This window comes from Kibdelosporangium philippinense (genome assembly GCF_021390435.2).
GTDB lineage: Bacteria > Actinomycetota > Actinomycetes > Mycobacteriales > Pseudonocardiaceae > Kibdelosporangium > Kibdelosporangium philippinense.
This window is the reverse complement of sequence record NZ_JAJVCN010000001.1, coordinates 1,529,173-1,555,900: the sequence shown is the minus strand read 5'-3', so window position 1 is coordinate 1,555,900 and position 26,728 is coordinate 1,529,173. Positions and strand designations below refer to the sequence as shown.

Annotated in this window: 22 protein-coding genes; 17 read left to right on the top strand and 5 right to left on the bottom strand. The window is 64.0% G+C overall.

Annotated elements, in window-relative coordinates; all coding sequences use genetic code 11:
• Positions 1–166 precede the first annotated feature (166 nt).
• Positions 167–1,564, top strand: coding sequence for a DUF6298 domain-containing protein (locus LWC34_RS07070; protein ID WP_233723870.1), 1,398 nt, complete (start codon positions 167–169; stop codon positions 1,562–1,564).
• Positions 1,565–1,566: 2 nt separating this feature from the next.
• Here LWC34_RS07070 and LWC34_RS07065 read toward each other — a convergent pair whose 3' ends face one another.
• Positions 1,567–2,157: an LppU/SCO3897 family protein gene (locus LWC34_RS07065; protein ID WP_233723868.1), complete on the bottom strand. Its 591-nt coding sequence runs from the start codon at positions 2,155–2,157 to the stop codon at positions 1,567–1,569.
• 368 nt (positions 2,158–2,525) lie between these two features.
• Here LWC34_RS07065 and LWC34_RS07060 point away from each other — a divergent pair, with 368 nt between their 5' ends.
• A complete protein-coding gene (locus tag LWC34_RS07060) occupies positions 2,526–2,915 on the top strand; it encodes a hypothetical protein (protein WP_233723866.1) in 390 nt (129 codons plus the stop codon).
• A 21-nt stretch (positions 2,916–2,936) separates the two neighbouring features.
• The gene (locus tag LWC34_RS07055) at positions 2,937–3,590 is read left to right on the top strand and encodes a metallophosphoesterase (RefSeq protein WP_233723864.1); all 654 of its coding nucleotides are present in this window, start codon (positions 2,937–2,939) and stop codon (positions 3,588–3,590) included.
• Between the two features lie 617 nt (positions 3,591–4,207).
• Here LWC34_RS07055 and LWC34_RS07050 read toward each other — a convergent pair.
• Positions 4,208–5,113: an SGNH/GDSL hydrolase family protein gene (locus tag LWC34_RS07050; RefSeq protein ID WP_233723862.1), complete on the bottom strand. Its 906-nt coding sequence runs from the start codon at positions 5,111–5,113 to the stop codon at positions 4,208–4,210.
• Between the two features lie 248 nt (positions 5,114–5,361).
• Between LWC34_RS07050 and LWC34_RS07045 the strand changes: the two genes are divergently transcribed.
• From LWC34_RS07045 to LWC34_RS07010, 8 genes are all read left to right on the top strand, one after another.
• Entirely contained in the window at positions 5,362–5,772 is a 411-nt protein-coding gene (locus LWC34_RS07045; protein WP_233723860.1) for a hypothetical protein, read from the top strand.
• The gene (locus LWC34_RS07040; protein WP_233723858.1) at positions 5,769–6,671 is read left to right on the top strand and encodes a cobalamin-binding protein; all 903 of its coding nucleotides are present in this window, start codon (positions 5,769–5,771) and stop codon (positions 6,669–6,671) included. Before LWC34_RS07045 ends, LWC34_RS07040 begins: the two co-directional genes overlap by 4 nt.
• A 33-nt stretch (positions 6,672–6,704) precedes the next feature.
• A complete protein-coding gene (locus tag LWC34_RS07035) occupies positions 6,705–7,655 on the top strand; it encodes an STM4015 family protein (protein ID WP_233723856.1) in 951 nt (316 codons plus the stop codon).
• Positions 7,652–8,725: an STM4014 family protein gene (locus LWC34_RS07030; RefSeq protein ID WP_233723854.1), complete on the top strand. Its 1,074-nt coding sequence runs from the start codon at positions 7,652–7,654 to the stop codon at positions 8,723–8,725. The genes LWC34_RS07035 and LWC34_RS07030 overlap by 4 nt, the downstream gene beginning before the upstream one ends.
• Positions 8,722–9,522 (top strand): STM4013/SEN3800 family hydrolase, encoded by an 801-nt coding sequence (locus LWC34_RS07025; RefSeq protein WP_233723852.1) that lies wholly within the window; start codon positions 8,722–8,724, stop codon positions 9,520–9,522. The genes LWC34_RS07030 and LWC34_RS07025 overlap by 4 nt, the downstream gene beginning before the upstream one ends.
• Positions 9,519–10,802, top strand: a complete 1,284-nt coding sequence (locus LWC34_RS07020) for an STM4012 family radical SAM protein (protein ID WP_233723850.1) — start codon at positions 9,519–9,521, stop codon at positions 10,800–10,802. Before LWC34_RS07025 ends, LWC34_RS07020 begins: the two co-directional genes overlap by 4 nt.
• A gap of 3 nt (positions 10,803–10,805) precedes the next feature.
• Positions 10,806–11,651: an STM4011 family radical SAM protein gene (locus tag LWC34_RS07015; protein ID WP_233723848.1), complete on the top strand. Its 846-nt coding sequence runs from the start codon at positions 10,806–10,808 to the stop codon at positions 11,649–11,651.
• Positions 11,652–11,725: 74 nt separating this feature from the next.
• On the top strand, positions 11,726–12,220 hold the full coding sequence (locus LWC34_RS07010; protein WP_233723846.1) for a hypothetical protein: 495 nt from the start codon (positions 11,726–11,728) through the stop codon (positions 12,218–12,220).
• A gap of 8 nt (positions 12,221–12,228) precedes the next feature.
• On the opposite strand, the gene LWC34_RS07005 is transcribed toward LWC34_RS07010, so the two are convergent.
• The 3 genes from LWC34_RS07005 to LWC34_RS06995 all read right to left on the bottom strand — a co-directional run bounded on the left by LWC34_RS07005 (position 12,229) and on the right by LWC34_RS06995 (position 17,136).
• The gene (locus tag LWC34_RS07005; protein WP_233723845.1) at positions 12,229–13,497 is read right to left on the bottom strand and encodes an IS110 family RNA-guided transposase; all 1,269 of its coding nucleotides are present in this window, start codon (positions 13,495–13,497) and stop codon (positions 12,229–12,231) included.
• A gap of 218 nt (positions 13,498–13,715) precedes the next feature.
• Complete coding sequence (locus tag LWC34_RS07000; protein ID WP_233723843.1) at positions 13,716–13,925, bottom strand: hypothetical protein; 210 nt, start codon at positions 13,923–13,925, stop codon at positions 13,716–13,718.
• Between the two features lie 208 nt (positions 13,926–14,133).
• The gene (locus LWC34_RS06995; protein ID WP_233723841.1) at positions 14,134–17,136 is read right to left on the bottom strand and encodes an AfsR/SARP family transcriptional regulator; all 3,003 of its coding nucleotides are present in this window, start codon (positions 17,134–17,136) and stop codon (positions 14,134–14,136) included.
• A 315-nt stretch (positions 17,137–17,451) separates the two neighbouring features.
• Between LWC34_RS06995 and LWC34_RS06990 the strand changes: the two genes are divergently transcribed.
• The 6 genes from LWC34_RS06990 to LWC34_RS06965 are packed head-to-tail and all read left to right on the top strand — an operon-like array spanning position 17,452 to position 26,702.
• Positions 17,452–18,912 carry a sugar ABC transporter ATP-binding protein gene (locus tag LWC34_RS06990; RefSeq protein ID WP_233723839.1) on the top strand — a complete coding sequence of 487 codons (1,461 nt, stop codon included), beginning with the start codon at positions 17,452–17,454 and terminating at the stop codon, positions 18,910–18,912.
• Entirely contained in the window at positions 18,909–19,904 is a 996-nt protein-coding gene (locus tag LWC34_RS06985; protein ID WP_372496431.1) for an ABC transporter permease, read from the top strand. The genes LWC34_RS06990 and LWC34_RS06985 overlap by 4 nt, the downstream gene beginning before the upstream one ends.
• On the top strand, positions 19,901–20,872 hold the full coding sequence (locus LWC34_RS06980) for an ABC transporter permease (RefSeq protein WP_233723838.1): 972 nt from the start codon (positions 19,901–19,903) through the stop codon (positions 20,870–20,872). The genes LWC34_RS06985 and LWC34_RS06980 overlap by 4 nt, the downstream gene beginning before the upstream one ends.
• A gap of 8 nt (positions 20,873–20,880) precedes the next feature.
• On the top strand, positions 20,881–22,026 hold the full coding sequence (locus tag LWC34_RS06975; protein WP_233726378.1) for a substrate-binding domain-containing protein: 1,146 nt from the start codon (positions 20,881–20,883) through the stop codon (positions 22,024–22,026).
• A gap of 6 nt (positions 22,027–22,032) precedes the next feature.
• Positions 22,033–22,872 carry a sugar phosphate isomerase/epimerase family protein gene (locus LWC34_RS06970; protein WP_233723836.1) on the top strand — a complete coding sequence of 280 codons (840 nt, stop codon included), beginning with the start codon at positions 22,033–22,035 and terminating at the stop codon, positions 22,870–22,872.
• Between the two features lie 11 nt (positions 22,873–22,883).
• Positions 22,884–26,702: a ThuA domain-containing protein gene (locus LWC34_RS06965; RefSeq protein WP_233723834.1), complete on the top strand. Its 3,819-nt coding sequence runs from the start codon at positions 22,884–22,886 to the stop codon at positions 26,700–26,702.
• Positions 26,703–26,728 lie beyond the last annotated feature (26 nt).

Below are 26,728 nucleotides of genomic sequence, written 5' to 3'. Positions count from 1 at the left end.
GCTCCCTCAACCACCACCGCACCCCAGCAACCGGACTCCCCCACACCCCGGCATCACCACAACTCGGCTCCCCAACCGCTGCACCCCAGCAACCCGGCTGCCTCAGCTTCCACCCTCGACTCGTCGATAACGGCGGCATCACGCTCCAGCCGATACTGTGTCGATCATGGCCCGGTTTGTCCCAGTGGCGTTGTGCATGATCTTGATCGGAGTGATGGTCGTGGGCGAGTCACCGGCGGTTCCGTCCACGCCGGCGGCCGCGACCGGTCCGCTGAAGCCCAGCGTGGACAACCCGCGATACTTCGCGACGCCCGACGGCAAACCGGTGCTGTTGACCGGGGCGCACACGTGGCAGAACCTGCAGGACACCGGCGGGACGAATCCGCCGAAGGCATTCGACTACCCCGGATACCTGACCTTCCTGCAGAACAACAACCACAACTTCTTCCGGTTGTGGACGTGGGAACAGGCCCGGTTCTCCAACGAGATCGCCAGCGACGACTACTTCACCTCGCCCATGCCGTACCTGCGGACAGGCAGCGCGCCAGGGCTCGACGGACAGCCGAAGTTCGACCTGGACAAGTTCAACCCCGACTACTTCGCCCGCATGCGGCAACGCGTGGTGGACGCAGGCCAGCGCGGCATCTACGTCGCGGTGATGTTGTTCAACGGCTGGAGCATCGAGTCGTGCAAAGGCCAGTTCTGCGACAACAACCCCTGGAAAGGTCACCCGTTCAACAAAGCCAACAACGTCAACGGAATTGACGGTGACCTGAACGGAAACGACAGCGGCGAGGAGACACACTCACTCGCCATCCCAGCGGTCACCGCGCGGCAGGAAGCCTACGTGCGCAAGGTGATCGACACGGTCGGAGACCTCGACAACGTCCTGTACGAGATCGCCAACGAAGGACCAAGCGGCTCGGTGCAGTGGCAGTACAAGATGATCGAGGTCATCAAGGCCTACGAACGCGGCAAAGGCAAAATCCACCCGGTCGGCATGACGTCGACGTATCCCGGCGGCGACAACAACGACCTGCTCGCCTCACCCGCCGACTGGATCTCCCCAAATGGTGACGAGAACAACCCGCCAGTCGCCAACGGAACAAAAGTCATCCTGTCGGACACGGACCACTTGTGCGGCCTGTGCGGAGACAGTTCATGGCCGTGGAAGTCTTTCATCCGCGGGGAAAACCCGATCTACATGGACCCGTACGACGGCGCTTACGGCATCGGCGGGAAGATGGACGACTACACCCAGATGTCGATCCGGGCCAACCTCGGTCACGTCCGCGCCTATGCGGCCAAAATGGACCTGGCAACCGCCAAACCCCAGCCGGACCTGTGTTCAACGGGGTATTGCCTGGCGAATTCGCAGGAGCTACTGACCTTCAATCCCGGCGGCACGTTCACGGTGACCATGCCAGCAGGGCTTTTCGACGGACAGTGGTTCGACCCGCGGACGAGTCGAACCACTGTCGTGTCAGGCATTCACGGTGGCAAGACGACGGAACTCACCCCTCCGTTCACCGGCCCCGCGGTGCTGTACTTGAAGCAGCAGTGACCTTATTCGGGCTGGGCGAAGCAGTAAACGGTCGGCGGCTCGGGGAAGGTGAGGCCACCGGAACCTTCAGGGCACGTCGCCGGGTCGACCGACCCCGTCATGACCTTCACGATCTTCACGGCGTTCTCGTTGCCCTTGGCTCCCGCACAGTCGACCTTCGGGTACTCGAGATTGGTGTCGTCGAGAATCGTGCGGCACTCGCCCTCGCCCCACTTCGGCATCAGGCAGAGCTTCGTGTCCGGTCCACGGCCGGTCATGGTGAACTCGTCGTACCGCGCTTCACCCACAGCGCAGTTCTCCGAGGTGTTGGTGAGCGCCTTGCCCACGACGTGGGTGACGGCAGCCGAATCGCAGGCGACAGCCTCGTACTTCGGCGACGTCTTCGAACCGGACACCGTGGCGCAGTCACCGGCCTTGGCCTGGGCCGCGTCGTTGGTGAAGTACTGGAACGCGTACACACCACCACCGACGACGATCAGCGCGATGAGGCTGACCAGCCACTTCGGCAGGCCCTTCTTGCGCTTGGGCTCGGGCTGCGGCTGGTAGCCGGGCTGCTCGGCAGCAGGCGGCGCGGTAGGAATATCGCTGGACATGTAAGGAAGTTCCCCTCTATCGGTGCCAGGACCGCCTTCCTTGGCAGTTAAGGCGTGCGAACACTAGACCAGGCGAACCGGTCATAGTCAGCGGGGGTAACTGTCCGAAAGCGAGGGTGCCAATGTCCATACCCAACCGGACTCGAACTGGATACGAAATGGTGTCACGGTTACACTAAGTACCGGTTTCGACACCCCAGCGGAGTATCAGGCAATAGCCCAACCGGGCCAATGATCACACTACTCCTTGCGAAGTTATCGTTGTCATCGTGCGATTGCCAATCTTCCTAACGGTCCTTCTACTGCTGTTCGGAGTGCCGTGGTGGACGATGACCGGATCGGGATCCGCCTGACCCACAGCGGTTTTCGTGGCCGGAACGGCGATCTTCGGTGTAGCACTGGTCACGTTCCCGGTGACGATGTACCTGGGCCACAGCCGACACGCGAAGGACTGGGCGGCCCGGATCGCCGACACGATGCTCGGCGCGATCTGGGTGCTGTTCACGTGGTCGATCATCGGCCAGATCCTCGAGCTGCCCATACTAGGAATCGACGATCCACTCAGGTCCCGTCTGGTAGCCGGATTTGTCGTGATTGCCGCAATAGTCCTACTGGGTTGGGGCTACATCGAGGCCATGCGAGTACCGCGAATCCGTTCAATCACGATCACAATCCCCAGACTGCACAAGGACTTCACCGGCGCGAAGCTCGTGGTCATATCGGACACCCACTACGGCCCACTAAACCGAGCAAAGTAGTCAGCCAAGCTGGCCGACGCAGTGAATCAACTGGACGCCGACATCGTCGCCCACGCAGGCGACATCGCCGACGGAACACCCTCCCGCCGCAAAGACCAAGCTGCCCCACTCGGCACAGTTCAGTCGCGACTGGCAAAGGTGTACATCACCGGCAACCACGAATACTTCAGCGAAGCCCACGCCTGGCTCGACCACATGGCCAACCTCGGTTGGGAACCACTGCACAACAAGCACATCGTCGTCCAACGCGGTTCAGCCAAACTGGTCATTGCAGGTGTAGACGACGCCACAGCCAAAGCCTCAGGAATCGACGGCCACGGCGCGGACCTGACCCGCGCACTAGACGGCGCCGACCCAGACCTCCCAGTGATTCTCCTCGCCCACCAACCCAAACAGGTCCGTCAGGCAGTCGACCGAGTCGACCTCCAAATCTCCGGACACACACGGCGGCCAAATCTGGCCCTTCCACTACCTGGTCAAGATGGACCAAGGAACAGTGAAAGGCCTGTCTCAACACGGATCCCGCACCCAGCTGTACACAAGCAGCGGCAGCGGCTTCTGGGGCCCGCCGTTCCGAATCTTCGCGCCAAGCGAGATCACCGTGATCACACTGAACGCCGAAGATTGAGTGAGAGGCAACGAAACAGCCAGTCGCGAACAACGCCAGACCGCTGACCACCAATGCCACGGTGGCAGCAAAGGCACCAGGCCAAGAAGGCTTCGGTAGCTACCGTTTCCAACTGACCTACATGGCCAACCCATGGTCGGATAACCCTCAAGGGGTCCGTCAAAGTCAAGCACCCGTAGCCTCTTTCTGGCGCGGTAGTAGTGATTGACGTGGCGATCCATTGGCTGGGCAGTAGTGCTGTCGCCGGACGATGCCTGGCTGGGGTGCGGTGGTGATGGGTGCGGCGATCCTGCTGGCCGGGCGGTGGTGCTTGGGTCGGTCGGTTGCCCCGGGGCGACATCTGAGCCACCCAGCACAGACCACCCCACTTGACGAGCCCCTACCCCGACAGTTCCAACCACCACCACAAGTGCCAACCCTTTCCCGCCCCACCAACGAGCCCAACACCGGCACAAGCCAAGCGCCAGCCCTTCCAACCCACCACTGGCTACCACCATCGGACCCTGCCCAACGCCACCGAATCTCCGTCATCGGGTGGCCACCACCGAAGGACGGGTAGCCACCACGACAACAAGCCAGTCAGCGTCAGCAAAGTGCCCGATCATCACCCAGCGGCAAAGTCATAGGCACGAACACCTCCACTAAACAAAGACACGAACAAGCCTCACGAGTGCAGTTTGCGCTTGATCAACGCGGCGAGGGTTGCGTGGCCGGGCTTGTTCAAGTGCAGCACGGCTTCTGGGCCTTCCTGGCCGGGGGCCAGGGCGTCGAAGCCGCGGTAATACGGCACGTTGGCTTCACACAAAGAGTGGCCGCTGAACTCCGGCGTCAGCTCGCCTGGCTTGGCGAACTGGCTGACGTACACCGAATTCACGCGGTTCCACCGGGACACGACCGTGGCCAGGCGGAGGGTCGCGTCGAGTTTGGTGGCGATCGTCGAACCGCCTTCACGTTCCGGTGTTGTGATGATGCCGGGGCCGCAGATCGGGTCGAGCGGAACGTTCGGTGCGTTCTCGCCCGGGATCATCTGGCGACCGTAACCAGTCACGACAACCTTCGCGTACGGGCTGCGCTTGCCGATCTCCGACAGCAGTCCGATCATGCTTTTGCCGAGCGCGTCCATCCGCTGTAAGACCGCATCCGTTGGCGCGCCCTCACATGCTGCCTGGATACACAGTCCCCCGTAGTCCGCCAGAGCGATGTCGTTGGCGCCCACGGTCAAGAACACCACGTTTGTGTCCTTCTTGAGGCTGTCCAGCTGCGGCGGCTGCCCCTTGAACTGCTGCCTGAGATCCGGGATCTCGGCTCCGCTGCAGGTCACGTTGGTGAAATTGACCGTGCGGCCGTTTGCTCTCAGGTGCGGAACCAGGTTGGCCGAGTACGAGTTCGCGCTACGCCAACACCCGCCTGGTGTTCCCGTACCGTCGAGGTAGTCGCCCGCGCCCGCGCCCGACGCCGAGGAATCGCCAAGCGCGACGACATTCATCACGTTCCCCGTCGCACTTGCCTGCGGTGCCGCCAGTGTCGACACCACAACACCGGCGACAACTGCCGCCCATAGTTTCCGCATACCTGTCCCCTTTTTTCCACGATCCCGGCTTTCGTGCCGGTATGCGCCCACCTTGCCACAGGATCCGACTTCGTGGCCCTGACACGAAGTGGCGAGCGATCGCCACTTCGATCATCCACTGTGCACTGTTCGCAGCTTCGATCATGCCGGTTCGTCTTCGGTGGCGCATCGGACTGTGGTCTATGGTTGGTAAGACTTTGGTCCATATTTCGGGTTACGCTGTATCGACAAAAGGTGGGGGGACGACGATGGACATTCCAGGAACCGCCGCACTCCGGGCCATTGTGGCTGGCAGCGTGATCAGCACGGCACTGCACTACACACACAACTACTTGAAGATAGAGCAGTATCCGCAACCGTCCTCGATCAGCAACGCGACCACACAACTGGCGATCGTGATCCTCTGGCCGCTACTGACCGCGATCGGCCTCACCGGGTACATCTTGTATACGCGCGGACGGCTCTGGGGCGCGCGGGCGTGCCTGCTCGTCTACTCGCTGACCGGGCTCGTCACATTGGCCCACTTCATGGTCGGCGTGCCCGATGTGCCGTGGTACTGGTTCATCACGATCTTCACCGACGCACTGGCAGGGCTGGCGCTGTGGGCTTTTGTCTTCTGGTCGGCCATCAATGAGCGGACAAGGGCCACGGCCGCATGAAGATCGTGTCCTTGCTGCCAGCCGCCACCGACATCGTGCACGTTCTCGGCCGCTCGGCCGATCTGGTCGGCCGGACACACGAATGCGACTGGCCAGAGGAAGTCAGCTCAGTGCCTGTCGTGACCGCAAGTGGTGTGGACAACTCCCTGAGCAGCCGAGAGATCTCCGCAGCCGTCGGCGGCGCGCACCACGGTTCGTCGATCTACGGATTGGACACCGACCTGCTGGCAACGCAGGCGCCGGATCTCGTGCTGACACAAGACCTGTGCGACGTATGCGCCTTGTCTTACAAGCAGGTCGCCGAGGCAGTCCGGATTCTCGACGTGGGACCGAGGGTGATCAGCCTTGAGCCACGGACCATCGCCGAGATATTGACGTGTATCCAGCAAGTCGGTGAGGTCCTCGGCGTCCAAGACACAGAGGCACGAATTCAGGCACTGCGGTCCCGCCTGGAACATCTACACAACCGGGTGAAAACAAGGCCCACAGTCGTCGCGATCGAGTGGCTGGATCCGATCTGGCCCGCGGGGCACTGGGTTCCCGAACAGATCGCCCACGCGGGCGGCACTGCCCTGCTGGCAACCGCCGGTGAGCACACCAAGCCGATCGAGTGGCAGGCTGTGCTCGACGCGCGGCCCGACGTCCTGCTCATCCTGCCATGCGGCTTCCCGCCGGAGCGCACCCGCGCGGAGATGCACGTACTGACCGAACGTCCTGGTTGGGCGCAAATCCCGGCAGTGCAACGAAACGCCGTATGGATTCTCGACGGTCCCGCCTACTTCAACCGCCCGGGCCCGCGGGTCGTCGACGGCGCCGAAATGATCGCCGACATACTGACCGGAACAAATAACAGCAGGTCAAAGGCCCCAAACAAAAACTGTCGGTGGTCGGGTGCATGATGCTCCCCAGCAGACGAACCCGAGGGGGACACCATGACCATCAACGAACACCTCAGCACCTTCCATGACCTAGACGTGGTGACGTTTCCGCTGAAAACAGCCGAGGCATGGCAACCACCGGCGGAACCCGTGGCCTGGCGGCTGGCCATCGAACCGTGGGACGGTGAAGAGAGCTTCCCGGAACTCTGGGACAGATTCATGTCCACAGTAGACCCGTCAACGGTCAAGGCACTCGTCATCGGGCAATGGGGCGAGCCCGGCGAGGGCGTGCGGGTAACCATCGTCATCGAGCGAATTCTGGCGGCACAGGAAAAGTTCTCCGCACTGACCGGGATCTTCCTCGGCGACATGATCTTCGAGGAGAACGAGATCTCCTGGATCGAGCAGAGCGACGTCACCGCGCTGCTCGAAAACCTGCCTGGCCTGACCGAGGTTGGCATTCGCGGGGGCGATGAGCTTGAGTGGAAACCGGTGCGGCACAACAATCTCCAGAGACTGGTCATCGAGACCGGCGGACTGCCAAGGGAAGTGGTCAGCGGTGTCGCCCAGTCCGATCTGCCAGCGTTGCGGGAGCTTCGGCTGTGGCTCGGGGTCGACGAGTACGGCGGCAACTGGCGGCCGGAAGACCTGCAACCGTTACTGGACGGCGAGAAGCTCCCCAGCCTCCGCGTGCTCGGCCTGCAGAACAGCGACAAGCAGGACAAGGTGTGCGAACTCGTCGCCAGCGCCGCCATCGTGCGGCAGGTTCAGCAGCTGGATCTCTCGCTGGGCATTCTCACCGACGCTGGCGCCCAACATCTGCTGAAGCTGACCCACTTGACCGAACTCGACCTGCACCACCACTACATCTCCGAGGAGATGCAGCAACAACTGCGCTCGGCATTGGAACCTGCCGGAGTCCGGGTGAACCTGGACGACCATAAGGAGCCACAGTTCTACGATCAGGACAGCGAAGCCTACTACTACACGGCAGTGTCGGAATGAAGTTCGTCGTCGTAGGCAACCCCGGCAACCGGCGGGTGGCGATGTTCGCCGACGCCGTGCGTGCCGCAGGTCTGCCACCAGCGAAAGTACTGTCCTGGCGGGAGATTCTCGCCGGAACGTGCGCGGTACCAACCGATTCGCTCGTCCGGGTCGACTCACCCGGCGAAGACGCGCATGTCGACCGGCTACTGCGTGGGCCATCCGTGAATCCGTACCAAGTGGACGGTAGCGGCGCTTGGTACGCGGGATTCACCAGGGGTCTGCAACGGCTCGCCGAGACCGTGGCAGGCACGCCTGGCGCACGGTTGCTCAACGACCTCGACGACATCGCCGCCATGTTCGACAAGAGACGGTGCCACGCGATGCTGGAACAGGCAGGAGTACCGGTACCGCCAACGATTGACGACATTGACGGCTACGCATCGCTCCGTGAGAAGATGCGCGAACGGCGGTGGACCAAGGTGTTCCTCAAACCCGCGCATGGCTCCTCAGCGTCGGGAGTGGTCGCGCTGACCGCGCACGGTTCACGCGTAGCAGCGACGACTTCAGCCGCCATGACGCCCAAAGGTCTGATGAACAGCTTGAGGGTGCAGACCTATCGGGACGACCTGGCTGTGGATCTGGTCGACCGGTTGTGTGCCGATCCTGTGCACGTGGAACGCTGGTTTCCCAAGGCATCGCTCGACAGTCGGACCATCGACCTTCGCGTGGTCGTGATAGCGGGCAAGGCGACGCATGCCGTCGTGCGAGCCAGTCGTCATCCCATCACCAACTTGCACTTGGGCGGCAGCCGGATCGACGTCGCCGATCTACGTGCGGTCATTGGTGAGGTGCGCTGGCGGGAGTGGCTTGACACCTGCGAGAAAGCGGCGGCGCAGTTCAGGCGGTCGCTGATGGTCGGCGTTGATCTGCTGCCAGGGCTGGGGTGGCGGCACCATGTCGTCGGCGAGGTGAACGCGTTCGGCGACCTCCTGCCGAGACTCACCGGACTGCCGGATGGCCCTGCAGCGGGGATGGATACGTACGCGGCCCAGGTCGCGGCATGCACAGGTGAGCCATGCCGAACATGAACAGTGTGATCGGCAGCCACGACCTGCTGCTGATCACCATCGACACGCTGCGCTACGACGTCGCGCATTCTCTGGCAGAGCAAGGAAGAATCCCCGTCCTGGCCGGGCTGATGCCTGATGGGCAATGGGAGCGACGGCACGCGCCGGGCAATTTCACGTTCGCCTCGCATGCCGCGATGTTCGCCGGATTCCTGCCGACTCCAGACGGTCAAGGCCCGCATCCGCGGCTCTTCGCTGCCCAGTTCGCGGGCAGCGAGACCACAGTCGGAGACACGTGGGTCTTCGACGCACCGGACATGGTCAGCGGCTTGGCCAAAGCGGGCTATCACACGGCGTGCATCGGCGGCGTCGGATTCTTCAACAAGCAGAGCGCGCTTGGCTCGGTGTTGCCGGGGATGTTCGCGGAAAGTCATTGGTCGACGGAGTTCGGCGTCACGTCAGCGGCTTCAACGCGGTCGCAAGTCGATCGCGCGCGAGCGGTCATCGCGGCGCAACCACCAGACCAGCGATTGTTCTTGTTCATGAACGTTTCCGCGTTGCACCAGCCAAACTGGTTCCACTTGACCGGGGCGACCGCGGCGGACGGCGACACGCTCGCGAGTCACGCAGCGGCGCTCGAATATGTCGACTCCGAGCTGGCCAGGCTGTTCGAGGCACTGCGCAGGCCGACCTTCGTGATCATCACTTCCGATCACGGCACGGCCTACGGTGAAGACGGTTACACCGGTCATCGCCTGGGACACGAGGTTGTCTGGACCGTCCCGTACACGGAGTTCTCCCTGGAGGCGGAGGCATGACGCCGTACCAGGACTATGTGTACGCCTATCCACATAAGACGGCGTACCGGCCGCTCGATCCCAGACCGCGCTTGCGTGATGTGTGGGCAGACGAATCGCGGGACGCACTGTTCCATTACGTCCATATCCCGTTCTGCGAGATCCGGTGTGGCTTCTGCAACCTGTTCACCAGAACAGGCGCTCCGGCCGAGCTGGTCACGACATATCTCGACGCGGTGGAACGACAAGCCGCAGCCGTCCGAGACGAGCTTGGTGAGCGGGCGAAGTTCGTCCAGGCCGCGATCGGCGGCGGCACACCCACGTACCTGGAACCGTCCGAATTGGAGCGGCTGTTCGACATCATCGCGTTGGACGGGATCCCGATGTCGGTCGAGACGTCGCCGGACACCGCGACGCCTGAACGCCTGGCGGTCTTGGCCGAGCGAGGTGCCACCCGGGTGAGCATCGGCGTGCAGAGTTTCGATGACGCCGAAGCCCGAGCCGCGGTCCGGCCCCAGAAACGGGCCACGGTGGAGTCAGCACTCGACGCGATCCGGGCAGCCGGAATCCCGGTATTGAACATCGACCTGATCTACGGCATCACCGGCCAGACAGACAGCACATGGCGGGCTTCCCTCGACGCGGCGCTGACATGGCGGCCGGAGGAGCTGTACCTCTATCCGCTGTATGTGCGTCCGTTGACCGGCCTCGCACGTTGGGAAACCCCGCAGGAATGGGATGAGCAGCGGATGCGGCTGTACAAGCTCGGCCGAGATCATTTGCTGGCGGCAGGATACGAACAGCAGTCCATGCGTATGTTCCGTCGCTCTGACGCGCCCGTGTTAGGTGGCGAGGACTACACATGCCAATCCGACGGCATGGTTGGGCTGGGATGCGGCGCGCGGTCGTACACACGCGGCTTGCACTATTCGTTCGACTACGCGGTCAGCCCAAGTGCCGTGCGCGGGATCATTGACGACTACGTTTCCCGGCCGCTGTCAGATTTCACCAGAGCCGAGGTAGGCGTGCGTCTTGACGCGGACGAGCAGAGACGGCGACATCTGTTGCAGTCCGTGCTGCAAGCCGACGGCTTGGAGAAAGCCTTGTACCGCAAACGTTTCGGCACGGAGGTGACCACTGATTTCCCCGAGTTGTCCGCAGTGGCCGACCGTGGCTGGCTGACCGACAGCGAAGACCGATTACGCCTCACGCCCGACGGCCTCGCCTGGTCGGACGCGATCGGCCCGTCGCTGTTCTCCGCCGCCGTCCGCGCAGCCATGTCCGCGTACGACCGGAGATAGGCCGTGCACCTGACAATGCTCTACCGCGGCCCGCTGGCATCTTGCGACTACGCCTGCGCGTACTGCCCGTTCGCCAAAAGACGGGACAGCACGGAACAGTTACGCGGCGACCGTGCCGCACTTCACCGGTTCACCAGTTGGGTCAGCGAGAACACCCAGGACGAGGTGTCGGTACTGTTCACGCCGTGGGGCGAAGGACTCGTCCGGTCGTGGTACCGAGACGCTATGGTCGCGCTGAGCCGGATGCCCCACGTCCGGCGAGTGGCGATCCAGACCAACATGAGCTGCCGATCGACCTGGATCGCTGACTGCGACTTGGACACTGCGGCGTTCTGGATCACCTACCACCCCACCCAGGTGACCCAGGATCGGTTCCTGCGCAAGTGTGCGGAGCTGACGCGAATCGGCGCCCGGTTCAGCGTCGGGATTGTCGGCCTGCCCGAACACCTTGACGACGCACGCTACCTCAGAAAGGAGTTACCGCAAGACGTCTACCTCTGGGTGAACGCCGCGGAAGGCCATGAATACACCGATGATCAGGCGGCCGAGTGGCAAAACATCGACCCACTGTTCCACTACAGCAGGCATGCGCACGTCAGCAAGGGCCTGCCGTGCCGGACCGGGGACACCGTGATCTCTGTGCTCGGCGACGGAACCGTGCGCAGATGCCATTTCGTCCCGCAGACCATCGGCAATCTGTACGACGGCTCATTCCGTGCCGCGCTGAAGCCAAGGCCATGCCCACTGTCCACATGCGACTGCCACATCGGCTACGTCCACCTGGAACCGACCGGCCTGTACGACGTGTTCGCAGGCGGCATTCTTGAACGCATCCCGCAGCCGGGCTGACTGGAAGAAAACCGAAAGGCCTCTCTGTCAGCATCGCTCGTGCAAGGGGTCAAGGTCGGTCACAAGGACAGCTGGTGAAACGAATCGTCTGGTCGTCGGTCGCGTTGTTGTTCGGTCTGCTCTTCATCGTCGGGGGCTCATTCGCCCTGTTCGATGACACAGTCACCTGTGGGGGCGAAACGATGCGGCAGGGCGACGTCTGTGTCAGAGAGAAGAACGGCACAGTCGTATCCGAAAGCAACCTGGACGAATCAAGGACCGACGGTCTCATCGGCAAGATCATCGGAATTGGAATGGGCCTCGCCCTCATCGCAATCGGCGCCCACAACATGCGACTCGGCATACGCGCCCGCAAAGCAGGCCCCCACCAACCCGCGACGTTCAACGGGCATGGCGGCTACCACCCGGCGCCCACCCCATGGCCCCAGCCGCCGAACGGACCGCAAAGCTGGCAACAGAACCAAACCCAGCAAGTGCAATACCAGCAGCACATGCCGCTGATCCGAAAATCGATGGTGAGTGGGCAGGCCGAAGGCACCCGGCGTAGCGCAGCGGAGCCGGGTTGGTAGTTGGGTTGTCAGGCCGCGGGTTCGAGGGTGACGCGATAGCCCAGAGCGGCCAGTTGGCTGATGTGGTTGCGGACCTTGCGTTGAGTGTTGGTGTGCTGGACGAAGTAGTCGGCGCCGAGGTCACGGAACCGGGCGTTGGGGTCGGATAACAGGTGCCACATGATCACGAGAATGGAACGGCCGACCGCGACGATGGCCTTCTTGGCGCCACTGCGGCGAGCGATGCGCCGGTAGCGTTCGCCGAGAAAAGTGTTGGTCCTGCTGGCGGACACTGCGGCCTCGCCCAGGATTCGGGCCAGGTAAGGGTTGCCGTGCCCGGTGGCAGCTTTGCCTTTCTTCTTGCCGGCCGACTCCGACACCCCGGGAGCGAACTTGGCCCAGGAACACAGGTGGCCCGGAGTTGGGAAGCGTGCCATGTCCAGCCCGATCTCGGCGATGGCTACCTGGGCGGCGGTGCGCCCGACGCCGGTGATCTCATCAAGCTGGTCGACCGCTGTGGCGAAAGGGGCGATCAACTCCTCGATCGCGGCATCCACTCGGGCGACGTCAGCGATCCCGGCATCCACCCGGGCCAGCATGGTCGACAACAGGAACGCGTGATGATCGGTGAAAAACCCGGTGAACGCCTCTTCCAGCCTGCCGATCTTGCGCCGCATCGAGGTGCGGGCCAGCTGCGCGAGTACCTTCGGGTCCCGCTGCCCGGCGACCAGCGCGGCCAGCATGGCCCGGCCGGACACCCCGAAGATGTCCGAGACCACCACCGAGAGCTTGATCTGGGCATCTTCCAGGAGCTTTTCCACCCGCTGCTTCTCCGCGGTGCAGACCTCGACCAGGTCACGCCGATACCGGGTCAGATCCCGTAGCCGGCGGATCGGTGACGGCGGGACAAAACTGGGCCGGATCATCTGCCGTTCGGCGACCTTGCACAACCACACCGCGTCCAATCGATCCGTCTTCGGCCGGCCGGGCAGATGCTTGACATCGCGGGCGTTGACCAGCCAGGTCTCGAACCCGTGCGCCTCCAACAGGTAGAACACCGGCTTCCAATAGTCCGATGTGGACTCCATGACCACCCGGGTCACGCCCAGCCCGGCCAGCCGATCAGCCAGCACCAGCAACGACCGGGTCATCGTCGAGTACGGCCGGACCTCCTGCAGCCGCTTACCCGGACGCGCCTCATCGGGCACCCGGACACAACACATCACCTCGGCCTTACCGATATCCAACGCGGCCACCCGCGCGATGATCTCCTCGTTGTCCTGTGTCTGCTCCAACATCGGCCTCTCCCCGAGCGTCCGGCGGGGCGGCTACCCGCGGGAGCCCAGGCAACAACGAATCTGATCCGCGTGCTCGAAGCAACAATCAAGGGCCCACCAAGGGCTCCCAGCGTCCGACTAACGCACGGCCTTCACAGACCATAGAGACAACGACGTCAGCGGGCAGCCAACACCGATTTTCACCCCTCAACGGGCGTCCTCACCAGAGGACAGACTGACTAACGCACCATCAACCCGCCCAGCCCGCACCAACCCAGCACCAGCAGTGGCAACCCGCGCCACCTCAGTATCAGCCAGCGCGGCATGACCCATCCCATCACCAGACGCACCCACCAGCCGAGCACACCCCAGCCCAGCAACACGCAGCGCAGCACGAGCTGTCCCAGCTCCAGTCCACCCAGCATCCACAGCACCCGCCAGCGCAGCACGAGCCATCACACTACGAGCCGAGCCACCATCGGCAGCATCAGCCACCCGAGCACCCGGGAGGCCAATACCAGCCAGCACCGCACGAGCTGGCTCAGCAACAGCCGAGCCGGCATCCGCAGCACAAGCCATCCCAGTCCTGTTCGCCCAACTACCAGCAGCAGTACCGGCCGTCAGATCAAGGGCGCGGAGGCGCCTGGCACTGACCGTTCAGCAACTTGGGCCTACGAGTCGAGCCAATTTCCCTGAGATTAGCCCTGCCTCGAAAGCGCCTACGTCGAGCAGCAGCGTCCGGGCCTCGTCAATGGCTACCTCTGCCCCGCACGCATCACCGGTCAGCGACAAATACCGTGCCCGCGTAACCAAAGCTTTGCCGTGCCAACGCGGGTCGCCGCTTACGCGAAGCGCCACGAGCCCCTTCTCAAGCTGCACACCCGCGCCGGAGATGTCACCCATGTCCATCAACACGTCGGCCAGGACAACCTGGGTACACGCCAAACCATGCGAGTCCAGCGTCAACTCTAGAATGTCCAACCCTTGCTCGGCACAAGCACGGGCTTCCTCAAACGACCCAAGAGCCCGATGCGTCTCCGCCAGGCAACGCAACGAAGCACCCTCCCGCCGCAGGTCACCCGCGCCGCGCAAGGCATCCCGGCTCTTCAGCAGGATCTCGAGTGAACCCGCGTAATCGCCAACACCTCGACGCACAATGCCCAGTTCCCGCAATGTGGCACCGATCCACCGCTGGTCACCCAGACGCTCGAAAGTCCCGATGGCCTCACGAAGCCGCTGTTCCGCGCGGTCCCAGTTGCCCCGGTAGCGGTCGAGCACGCCGGATTCGCGCAGTGTGTATGCGCGCCAGCGGGGTTTGTCGAGGGCTTCGAGGACCGAGAGGCAGCCGTCGAAGTACTTCGCTGCTTCGTCCCATCGGCCCTGCAGGCGCTCGGCCACTCCGACCGAGAGCAGGGTGACGACTTCGAGCAGTGGGTCGTGAGCTTTCGGCAGGATCTGCAGGCCTGCCCGGAACGATTCCTCCGCACGTCGGAAGTCTCTGGTCTCACGGGCCGCCAAACCCACTGCGAACTGTGCGTATGCCGTCCAGTAAGGACTGGAGAATCGGCCGGCCGCGGCCAGGCTGAGCTCGCCCACCCGCTTCAGGTCCGCCCACTGGGCGCGCAGCTCGAAGAAGGCCGCGACCGTCGCGGAGAGCTGGCACGTCAGCTCATCCATGCCGGTTGCCGCCGCGTGCTCGATGGCTTCCAGGATCGCCGGGTACTCCTGGTCCAGCCACAACGCTGGGCCGCGGTCGATTTCCGCGAGGACACCTGGGGTGTCCATTGTGAACTGTGGTGGGTTGAATTGGTGCAGGCCGCCGAAGTCCAGCATCGCGTCGGCTCGCTTGCCCAGGTACAGGTAGGCGTTGATCAGCCTGATCCGCGCCTCGTCCCGGGAAGGGTCGTCCGCGAGTTTCTCCTGTGCGTACAGCCGCATCAGGTCGTGGAACTGGTAGCGGCCTGGCGTGGCCTCGACCAGGTTGACGTCGACAAGGTCCTCGACGAGGCGCTCCGAGGTGCGGTAGTCCACGTCGAGAACCGCCGCGACCGCCCATGGGGGCAGGCCGTTGTCCGGCATCAAGGCCAGCAGCCGGAACGCGCGCTGGTGTTCCTCGTCCAGGCTGTCGTAGCTGAGCAGGAAACTTGCTCTTATTTCCCGGTCCCCGCCGACCAGTTCGTCCAGGCGGGTGCGTTCGTCTTCCAGACGTTCGGCGAGCGATGAAGCCGTCAGGTGCGGGCGGGACCGCAGTTTGGTGCCGACGATCCGAAGTGCCAACGGCAGTCCGCCGCACAGGTCGACGATCCGCTGTGCGTGTGTGTCGTCTGTTGCCAGGCGCTCGGTTCCGACCAGATCCGTCAGCAATTCGAGCGCGTCGGATCGGTCGAGCACGTCCAAATCGACGAGTTTGCGCATGTCCAGGCCGGTCAACCGGCGCCTACTGGTGATCAGCACCGCACACTCGGCGTTGCCGGGGATCAGCAGCCGGACCTGCTGCTCGGTCGCCGCGTTGTCCAGCACGACCAGGATGCGCCGGCCTGCCGTTCGGTCCCGGAAGAGCCCGACCCGCTCTTCCAGAGTCGACGGAACATCGGCGCCGTCGACACCAAGGTCACGCAGGAACCTGGCGAGCACTTCGCTCGGGTCACGCGGACGTGGGCTGTTGCCGTGCAGGTCGATGAACAGTTGGCCGTCGGGGAACTTGGCGACGAGCTTGCGCCCGGCTTTGACCGCGAGCGCGGTTTTGCCGAGGCCTGGCTTGCCGGTCACCGCGACGATCGGCAGGACGTCGTCGGTTCGCGGGATCAGCAGTTCGCAGATCTCGTCGATGTGCCCTTGCCGCCCGATGTAGTGGTCGACGTCCGGCGGCAGCTGGCGTGGCCCGGCTTTGATCTTCTCCTTGGGGTTGAGCTTCAGCGCCGGATCGTCGCGCAGGATCCGTGTCTGCAGGTCACGCAGGGCAGGCGCCGGTTCGACGCCAAGCTCGTGGTCCAGCCGGTGATACAGCTTCTGGTACGCGGTCAAAGCGTCCGGCCCGCGGTCGCTGCGGTGCAGCGCGAGCATCAACTGCGCGACGATCTGCTGCCGGTAAGGGTGCTGCGCCTCGAGTTCGGTGAGCTCGTGGATCACTTCGGCGTGCCTGCCCAGCCGCATGTGGGCGTCGATCCGCTCTTCCATCGCCAATAGCCTGGCTTCGTCGAGGTGCCGAGTCAGACGAGCCCGCACCTCTTCGGGAGCGACGGACGCGAGCGCCGGACCGTCCCACAGAGCCAGCGCGTCGTCGAGCACCCGGATCCGAGCCTCTTCCTCCGCAAGCCCCCGGGCTTCGGTGCACAAGTCCATGAACTTGTTGACGTCGATGCGCTTCGGATCGCACTTCATCATGTAGCCCGGCCCGTTGCTGATCAGCGCGACGCCGTGCCGTTCAGCATCGGCGGCGTTGAGCACCGACCGCAACCTGCTGATATGCGTGTGGATCACGCCACGAGCACTCCGCGGCGCCTCGTCCGGCCACGTCAGCTCGACCAGCCGGTCGGCGGGCACCAGCTTGTTCGCGTCCAGCAACATCATCGCCAGCACGAACCGCTGCTTGCGCACCCCCAGATCGACCTGCCTGCCGTCGCTGATCGCCCTGACCGGCCCGAGCAGCTGAAATTCCACGGCTACCTCCCCAACACCCGCCGTGCCACAGATCCTGCAGCTTCGGGCACCTCGCTACATCCCGACTACAAATAACCAGGATCGGCCGCCGAGCCCTAGGGGTTGCCCGTCGCCCATTTCCGATCCACCCCCACGATCGACACCCACTGTCACCCGTGACCAGGCAACTACTGCATTCGAGGGACTTTGGTCAGTTTTGCCGAAGTCGACGAGACTTTTGTTTGACGACGACGTAAGTCCTTCGTTAGGTTCCGATCATGACTGTGAGCGACAGCACAGTCTCTGTCCGGAGTCCGTCGAGGACTGGGGTGGGCAATGGCGCCGATCGTACGGATGAGCGGGATCAGCAAGCAGTTCCTTGGCGTCACCGTGCTCAAGGATGTCGACCTCGATCTGCACGGCGGCGAGGTGCACGCGCTGGTCGGCGAGAACGGCGCGGGCAAGTCCACCCTGATGAAGATCCTCGCCGGGGTGCACCGGCCGGACGCTGGCGAGATCGTCCTCAATGGCCAGACGGTGTCGTTCACGTCGCCGCGCGACGCCCAAAGAGCCGGAATCGCGATCGTGCACCAGGAACTGACCCTGTTACCCGACCGGAGCGTCGCGGAGAACGTCTACCTCGGCCGGGAACCGGTCCGGCGCGGGCAAGTCGATCGCAGACGGATGGAAGCCGACACCGCGGATCTGCTCGACCGGCTGGGCGAGCACGCGATCGCGCCACGCACCCAGGTCCGCCGGTTACCGGTGGCGCGGCAGCAGGTCGTGGAGATCGTCAAGGCGTTGTCGATGGACGCCCGCGTGATCGCGATGGACGAACCGACCGCGGCACTGGCCGATCATGAGGTCGAGTTGCTGTATGACCTGGTAGACAGGTTGCGGTCGAGCGGGATCGCAGTGCTGTACGTCTCACACCGGATGCGTGAGGTGTTCGATCTCAGCCAACGCATCACCGTGTTGAAAGACGGCCTGCTCGTCACATCAACTCGCCCGAACCAGCTTTCCCCCGATGAGCTGGTACGAGCGATGGTTGGCAGGCCGCTCAACACGATGTTCCCGGACCGCGCGAAAACCGTTGGCGCGACAAGACTATCGGTCCGAAACGGCGGCAACAAGCGACTGCACGACATCACGATCGAGTTATCCGCCGGTGAGATCGTCGGTCTCGCTGGCCTGCAGGGCGCGGGCCGGTCCGCGGTGGCCCGCGCCCTCTGCGGGGTCGACCCGCTGACCACCGGTAAGTTCGAAGTGGACGGTCAGCTGGTGCACATCCGGTCCCCACGGGCGGCAATCCGGCACGGCATCGCCCATCTCACCGAGGACCGCAAAGGCGAAGGTCTCGCGCTGCGCCAGACAGTCCGCGACAACACAATGCTCGTGCGCAACGCGGCCTTCGGGCGTGCCCGGATCGATGTCGAGCAGCTGCTGCGATCGGTCCGGCTGGTGTCCAGGGGCACAGACCAGGAGGTGCGGTACCTGTCGGGCGGCAACCAGCAGAAAGTCGTGCTGGCGAAGTGGCTCGCGGTCAAGCCGACGGTCCTGATCGCCGACGAGCCGACCCGGGGTATCGATGTCGGCGCGAAGAAGACCGTCTACGAGCTGTTGCGGGAACTGGCCGACAGCGGGGTCGCGATCCTGATGATCTCCAGCGACCTGCCGGAACTGATCGGGATGAGCGACCGGATCCTCGTCATGCACGACGGACGGCTGGCCGGTGAACTGCCCGCCGACTCATCCGAGGAAGCCGTGATGGCCCTCGCGACGGGAGGCCAGGCGTGACAGCGACGGCAACGAAACAATCCGTGCGGCACAACAGAACCGCGAGGCTGACGCCGACCACGTCCGTCTACATCGCACTCGTGGTGCTGCTCATCGTCGGCAGCATCCTGGTCGGGATGCAGGGCGGCGTCCTGCTCGATCACGGCGGCATCCTCAACATCCTGACCCGCGGCACCGTGCTTGGCCTGGTCGCGATCGGCCAGACCATGGTCATCCTGACCGGTTCCCTCGACCTGTCGGTGGCCTACCTGGTCGGCCTCTGCTCGCTGATCGCGGCCGAGACCATGGCGGGCGATCCCGGCATGATCGTGCCCGCGGTACTGCTGACCATTGGTTTCGCCGCGGTCGTCGGCCTGGTGAACGGTCTGGTGATCACCGCGCTGAAGGTGAACGCGTTCATCGCGACTCTGGGCTTCGCGCTGATCATCCGTGGCTATCTGGAGAACAACTACACGGGCCCAGCCGGTTCGGTGCCGCGAGGCTTCCAACACCTTGGGTACGACCGGATCGGCCCGGTCCCAGTGTCCACATTGGTCATGCTGGCACTCGCAGTGATCGCGTGGTGGTATCTGACCCGCACCAAGGGCGGCTATCACGTCTACGCGGTCGGCGGCGACATCGAAGTCGCACGGCTGTCCGGAATCAGGAGCAGCCGCACGATCGTCAAAATGCACGTTCTGTGCTCGGTGATGGCCGGGCTCGCGGCATTGTTCCTGGTCAGCAGGCTAGGGTCGGGTGCGCCGTATGTCGGCACCGACGGCGGCTACGACCTGGAGTCGATCGCGGCCGTGGTGCTCGGCGGCACGCTGCTGTCCGGCGGGCGCGGTGGTGTCGCCGGAACCATCGGCGGTGTCCTGATCTTGGCCACGCTCGACACGATCTTCGACGACCTCGGCGTGACGCCGTTCCTGAAAGACGTGGTCCGCGGCGCGGTCCTGATCGTCGCGGTCGCCCTCTACGCCCGTAGCCAGCTTGCGAGGACGGCCAGATGACGCAAACCGAAACCAAGCGCCCGAAACTCGCGTCGAGCACGATTCCCGTACTGGCCGTGCTGGCTGTTTTGCTTGTCGCTCTTGCCTTCGCGGGTTCGTCCTATCAGGAACCGGCCGGGTACCTCGCGTTGCTCAAGCGCGCGGCGCCTTTGATGATCTTGGCGATCGGACAGTACTTCGTGATCGTCAGCGGCGGGTTCGACCTGTCGGTCGGCTCGCTCGTCACCGCCGAGGTGGTGATCGCGGCCCGGCTGATCGACGGCGACGAGTCCGCGACGCTGTGGGTGATCTTGTTGATGCTTGGCATCGGCGCGTTCGTCGGCCTCGTCAACGGAGCGATCACCACCCGGCTGCTCGTCCCCTCCTTCATCGTCACCCTGGGCATGCTGCTCGTCTTGGATGGCGCGGTGTTCCTGTGGACAGGCGGCGCACCACGCGGTGCGCTGTCAGACTCCTTCCGAGTCATTGGCAGGCAAGGGATCGATGGCATTCCAGTGATCGGCCAGCTGCCATGGTCGGTCGTGGTGCTCGCGGTGATCGTGGCCGCGGCCGTGTGGTTCATGCGCAGCCCGACCGGCCGCACGCTGGTCGCTGTCGGTGACAACGAAACCGCGGTGTGGTTCGGCGGTGGCCGAGTGGAACGGCTGCGCACGCTCGCTTTTGTCCTCTCTGGACTATCTGCCGCTGTCGCCGCGATCCTGCTCGGCGGATTCGCTGGAGTCTCCGCTCAGGTCGGAGATGGCTTGGAGTTCCGCGTGATCACCGCTGTCGTGCTCGGTGGCGTGGTGCTTGGCGGCGGCCGTGGCTCGGTTGTCGCCGCCATGGCCGGAGCGCTCACTTTGGAATCGTTGTTCTCGTTGCTGAACCTGCTCGGTGTGGCCGGTGGCCTGGAATCCACCGTGCAGGGCGTGATCATCATCGCGGCCGTCGCCTACGCGGCCATCAACTGGAGGAGGAAGAAAGCGTGAAACGGTGGATGACCGCCAGCGTCGCCGGCTTGCTTGCCCTCAGTGCCTGCTCGACCGACTTACCAACGACCACCCCGCCGGGGACCACGGCGACCGCGGTCAAGGAAGAGTTCTTCAGCCAGGCCGAATACGACCGGCAACTGTCCTTGCGGGACGCCAAACCGGAAGGCCCCGCCGACAAGCCATGGGAACAGGCGCTGCAGCCGACCATGGTCGACACCGGCAGATACGCCAAAGCCGGGCCGTACGAGATCTGTTTCTCCAACGCCTCAGTGGACAATCCATGGCGCCAGGTCGGCTGGAAGACCATGCAGGTCGAGGCGACCTTGCATCCGGACGTCGCCAAGTTCACCGTGCTGGACGCGGAAGCCAAGGACGACAAGCAGATCAGTGACATCCAGCAGCTGACGTCCGGCGGCTGCAATGCGCTGATCGTGTCGCCGAACACCACCGCGACGCTGACTCCGGCCGTGGAAGCGGCCTGTGTCAAAGGAATTCCGGTGATCGTGTTCGACCGTGGCGTGAACACCAAGTGCCCGGTCACGTTCATCCACCCCATCGGTGGTTACGCGTTCGGCGCGACCGCCGCGGAGTTCCTGTCGGACAAGGTCGGCCAAGGCGGCAAGGTGCTCGCGCTGCGCGTGCTGCCCGGCGTTGACGTGCTCGAACACCGGTGGGCCGCGGGTGAACGGATCTTCAAGGCCAAGGGTGTACAGGTCGCGGGCGTCGAGTTCACCGGAAACGACGGCGCCAAGGCCAAGAGCATCGTCTCGGACTACCTGCAGCGCGGCGACATCAACGGGATCTGGATGGACGACGGTACGGCCGCTGTCCCGGTGCTGGAAGCGTTCGAGGACGCGGGCAAGAAGCTGCCCGCGATCTCAGGCGAGGACCAGCAGCAGTTCCTGGACAAGTGGAAGAGCGAGGGTCTGACCGCGCAGGCGCCGACGTATCCGACCTACCAGTGGCGGACGCCGGTGATCGCGGCGCTGAAGATCCTCAAGGGCGAACAGGTTCCGCAGGAATGGATCCTGCCACAGCCAGTCGTCACAGACTCGACATTGGACACTTATCGCAGCCAGGGCATGCCGCCGTTGCACTACGCGTTGTGCGGCTGCCAGCAGATGCCGGGCTATCCCGACAAGTGGAAGTAAGCCTCGATGCGCATCGGGGTGAACACGTGGGTGTGGACGTCCCCATTGGACGACGAGGCGCTGCGCGAACTGGCGCCGAAGATCGCCGGATGGGGGTTCGACACGATTGAGATGCCGGTGGAAAACCCGGGCGACTGGGCACCGGACGCGGCCAAGGCGCTTCTCGACGACCTCGGCCTTGCCGCGACCGTCGTGCTCGTCATGCCTCCAGGGCGTGAACTCGTCCGGGCGGACGCCGGCACGGTGACGTCCACACAGGATTACCTGCGGTCCTGTGTGGACGTCGCCACCCAAGTCGGTTCTCCGGTGATCGCGGGCCCGGCGTACACGTCGGTCGGCCGAACCTGGCGAGCAACCGACATCGAGCGCAAGCACGACATCATCGAGTTACGGGAGAACCTGGGGCCCGTCCTCGACCACGCCCAACAAGCAGGCGTGACGGTCGCCGTCGAACCACTCAACCGGTATGAGACAAGCCTGCTCAACACGGTCACCCAGACCTTGGAAGCGTTGGCGGACTTACCTTCCTGCGGAGTGGCACTGGATTTCTACCACCAGAACATCGAGGAGACCGACATCCCGGCCGCGATCAGGGCAGCGACCGGCCGGATCGCACACGTCCAGGTCTGCGCCAACGACCGCGGCACACCCGGCCGCGACCATCTCGACTGGCGCGCCATGCTGACCGCACTCGGCGACGCCGGGTACGACGGTCCACTGTGTATCGAATCGTTCACCGCGCACAATGCCAGCATCGCGACGGCAGCGTCGATCTGGCGCCCGCTCGCCACCAGCCAAGACGACTTGGCCACGGACGGCCTCGCCTTCCTCAAATCCCTGCTGTAAGGACATTCCACATGCGCAGACGCGTGACCGCGGTGCTGACCGCGGTGTTACTGACACTCGGCCTTTTCCCTGCGATAGCCCAAGCGCAGCAAGCACCGGCATTCCGGGCGCTGTTGTTCACCAAGACCGCCGGATACCGGCACGACTCGATCCCGGCCGGTGTGGCACTGTTCAAACAACTGGCTGCCGACAACAACTTCGAGGTCGTGCACACCGAGGACGCCACGGTGTTCAACGACGCGAACCTCGCGGGCTTCCAGGTCGTGATCATGTTCCAGACCTCGGGCATGGTCTGGGACACCGAGGCACAGCGGCAGGCCGTGCAGAAGTACGTCGCCAACAGCGGTGGTATCGCGGCCATTCACAACGCGACCGACATGGGCATCGAGCAAACGTTCCCGTGGTGGGACGACTTGGTCAACGCGGGCGCGCACATGCCGTCCCACTCCCCTGGCGTGCTCCAGGGAACAGCCAAGGTCGCCGACAAGCAGCACGCCTCGACCACCGGGCTGCCCGACCGCTGGCAGCGCCCCGAGGAGTGGTACAACTTCGATCAGAACATTCGTGGAAAAGTGCATGTTCTGGTGACCGCGGACGAGCAGACGTACAACCCCGGCCCGGATGCGATGGGCCCCGATCATCCGATCTCGTGGTGCCGTGACGTCGGCTTGGCCAAGGTCTGGTCCACCGCGATGGGTCATCCGCAGGGCGCGTACAGCGAGCCCTTGTTCGCCCAGCACCTGCTCGGTGGCGTGAAGACAGCGGCAAAGGCCGTTCCGTCGGACTGTTCCGCCACTGTGGACAGTGCATTTGAGAAGGTCCCGCTGGACACCAACACCAAGGCCCCGACCGCGCTGACCGTGGCGCCCGACGGCCGGGTCTATTACACCGAGATTTTGGGCCAGGTCAAGGTTTACGACCCGACGACTGGCACCAATCCGGTCGCGATGGAATTGCCGACGTACTCCGGTGGCGAGGACGGCATTGTCGGCATCGCGGTCGATCCGGCGTTCGCCACCAACCATTGGATCTACGTCAATTACTCGCCGCCGGGCGACGCGGAGATCAACCGGGTTTCGCGGTTCACCGCGCACGGCAACCACATCGACCGGGCGTCCGAGGTGAAGATCATCGACGTGCCCGCGTCCCGCAGGCAGGAACCGGGGCACACCGGCGGCTACCTGACCTTCGGGCCTGGTGGGAACCTGTACATCGGCGTCGGCGACGACACGAATCCGTTCCAGTCCAGTGGTTACGCGCCGATCGACGAACGGCCGGACCGCGACCTTTTCGACGCGCAGAAGACGTCGGCGAACACCAACGACCTGCGCGGCAAGATCCTCCGGATCAAGCCGGAAGCCGCCGGCGGGTACTCGATTCCGCAAGGCAACATGTTCGCGCCGGGCACGGTGAAGACCAAGCCCGAGATCTACGCCATGGGTTTCCGCAACTCGTTCCGGTTCTCCGTGGACATTGACGGCACGATCTACGCGGCCGACTACGGGCCAGACGCCCGCACTGCCGACCCGAATCGAGGCCCGGACGGCATGGTGGAGTGGAACATCATCCGCTCGCCCGGCTATTACGGCTGGCCGTACTGTGTGGCGAACAACGTGCCGTACAACGATTTCGACTTCGCCACGAACACTTCTGGCGCCAAGTTCGACTGTGCGGCGCTGAAGAACGATTCCCCAAACAACACCGGACTGACGGATCTTCCGCCAGCCAAGGCCGCTGAAGTCTGGTACGGCTACGGCGCCTCGCCACAATTCCCCGAACTGGCGACCGGCGGCGGTGCGCCGATGGCCGGTCCGGTCTACCGATTCGACCCGAACCTGCAGTCGGAACGCAAGTTCCCGGCGTACTACGACGGAAAACCCTTCTTCTACGAATGGGCACGCAACAAGATCTTCAACTTCGGCCTCGACTCGCAAGGGTCGCTGTTGAAGATCGACCAGTGGTACGCCAGCCAGAAGACCTTGGCGCCCATGGACATGCAGTTCGGTCCTGATGGGGCGATGTACCTGTTGGAGTGGGGCGGCGGTTATGGCCGTGACAACCCCGATTCCGGCCTGTACCGGATCGACTATTCGCAGGGCAACCGTCGTCCGGTCGCCAAGGCAACGGCAACGCCGACTTCCGGCGGCGTGCCGCTGCAAGTGAACTTCTCCAGCGTGGGATCGAGCGATCCTGAAGGCACCGCGTTGTCCTACAAATGGACATTCGGCGACGGTGGTTCGTCCACTGAGGCCAATCCAACGCACACTTTCAACGCTCGTGGCGCGTACAACGTGCATTTGGAAGTCGCTGACGCGACAGGGAAAACCGGATCGACCAACGTCACGGTCTCGGTCGGCAACACCACGCCGACGGTGTCGATCGCGCGACCGGTGAACGGTGGCATGTTCGACTTCGGCGACCGGGTACCGTTCAACATCCACGTCAGCGATCCGGAAGACCAGCGGATCGACTGTGCCAGGGTGACCGTCAGCCCGGCCTTGGGACACGATGCGCACGCGCATCCGACGGACCCGATCAAGGCGTGCCGGGGATCGTTCCCGACCGTGCTCGACTCCGGGCACGCGGACGCGAACATCTTCTACTCGGTCGACAGTTCCTACACCGACAACGGCAACATGGGAGTGCCGCCGCTGACCGCACGGGCTACACATGTGTTGCAGCCCAAGCACAAGCAGGCCGAGTACTACAACGACTCGTCCGGCATCCGGGTCGTGTCGCAAGCGGACGCGGAGTCAGGACGTCGGATCGGCGACATCTCGGACGGTGACTGGATCTCCTTCAAGCCGGTCAACTTCACCGGGATCGACCAGGTCCGGCTGCGTGTCTCGTCACCGTTCGGCGGTGGCACGGTCGAGCTTCGTGCCGGATCGACCACCGGCCCGCTCGTCGCGACCGTTCCGGTGCCGAACACTGGCGGCTGGGACAACTATGTGTTGCTGCCTGCTGTGGACATTGCGCGCCCGGCTGGGACAACGGAGTTGTTCCTGGTGTTCCGTGGCGATCGACCGAGCCTGTTCTATGTGGACTCGATGACATTCGTCGGCGACGGAGTCGTTGACCGTCGGGCGCCGCAGACCGTGCTGACCACGACCCAGCCTGACGGCAAGGATGGTTGGTACATCACTGCGCCAAAGGTGACGCTCGCGGCCAGCGACGATTCGGACGTCGAATCCACTGAGTACAGTGTGGACGGTGGAGCGTGGGCTCGTTACACGGAGCCGTTCACGGTGTCGGATGGCACGCATGCCGTGCGATACCGGTCCACGGACACCTCGGGCAATGTCGAGGTTGAGCGGGTAGCCGAGTTCAAGGTGGACACTGTGTCGCCCGAGTTGTCTTTCTCCGGGATCGATCCTGGTGGGACTTACGGGTCTTCGCAGCAGGTCACGATCGCATGGAATGCCACGGATGCCGGTTCCGGGTTGGCCTATCGTGAGGCGAAACTCGACGGGGTCCCGCTCGCGTCCGGGCCGTTGTCCTTGCACAAGCTAGCGCTTGCTGGGCATTCGGTCGAGGTCCTCGCCTACGACCGGGCCGGGCGCACGTCGCTGTACCGGATCGCTTTCACGGTCACGACTTCCGCGCAGGATCTGCGGACACTGGTCCGGCGGTTCGCACCCGACCGGGAGCGGGATCTGATTCCGATGATCGACCGGGCCGAGCAGCTGGCGAACGAGGGACGCGGGCACGCGGCTTCGATGGTGCTGACCGAGTTCCGGATCAATGTCCGGATGACGGTACCCGACAAGGAAGTCTCGATCTTGCTGGACCGGGATGCCAGAGCACTGGCGGAAAAATACCGGTCGTGAGTGGTTAGCCGTGTTCTAACACGAAT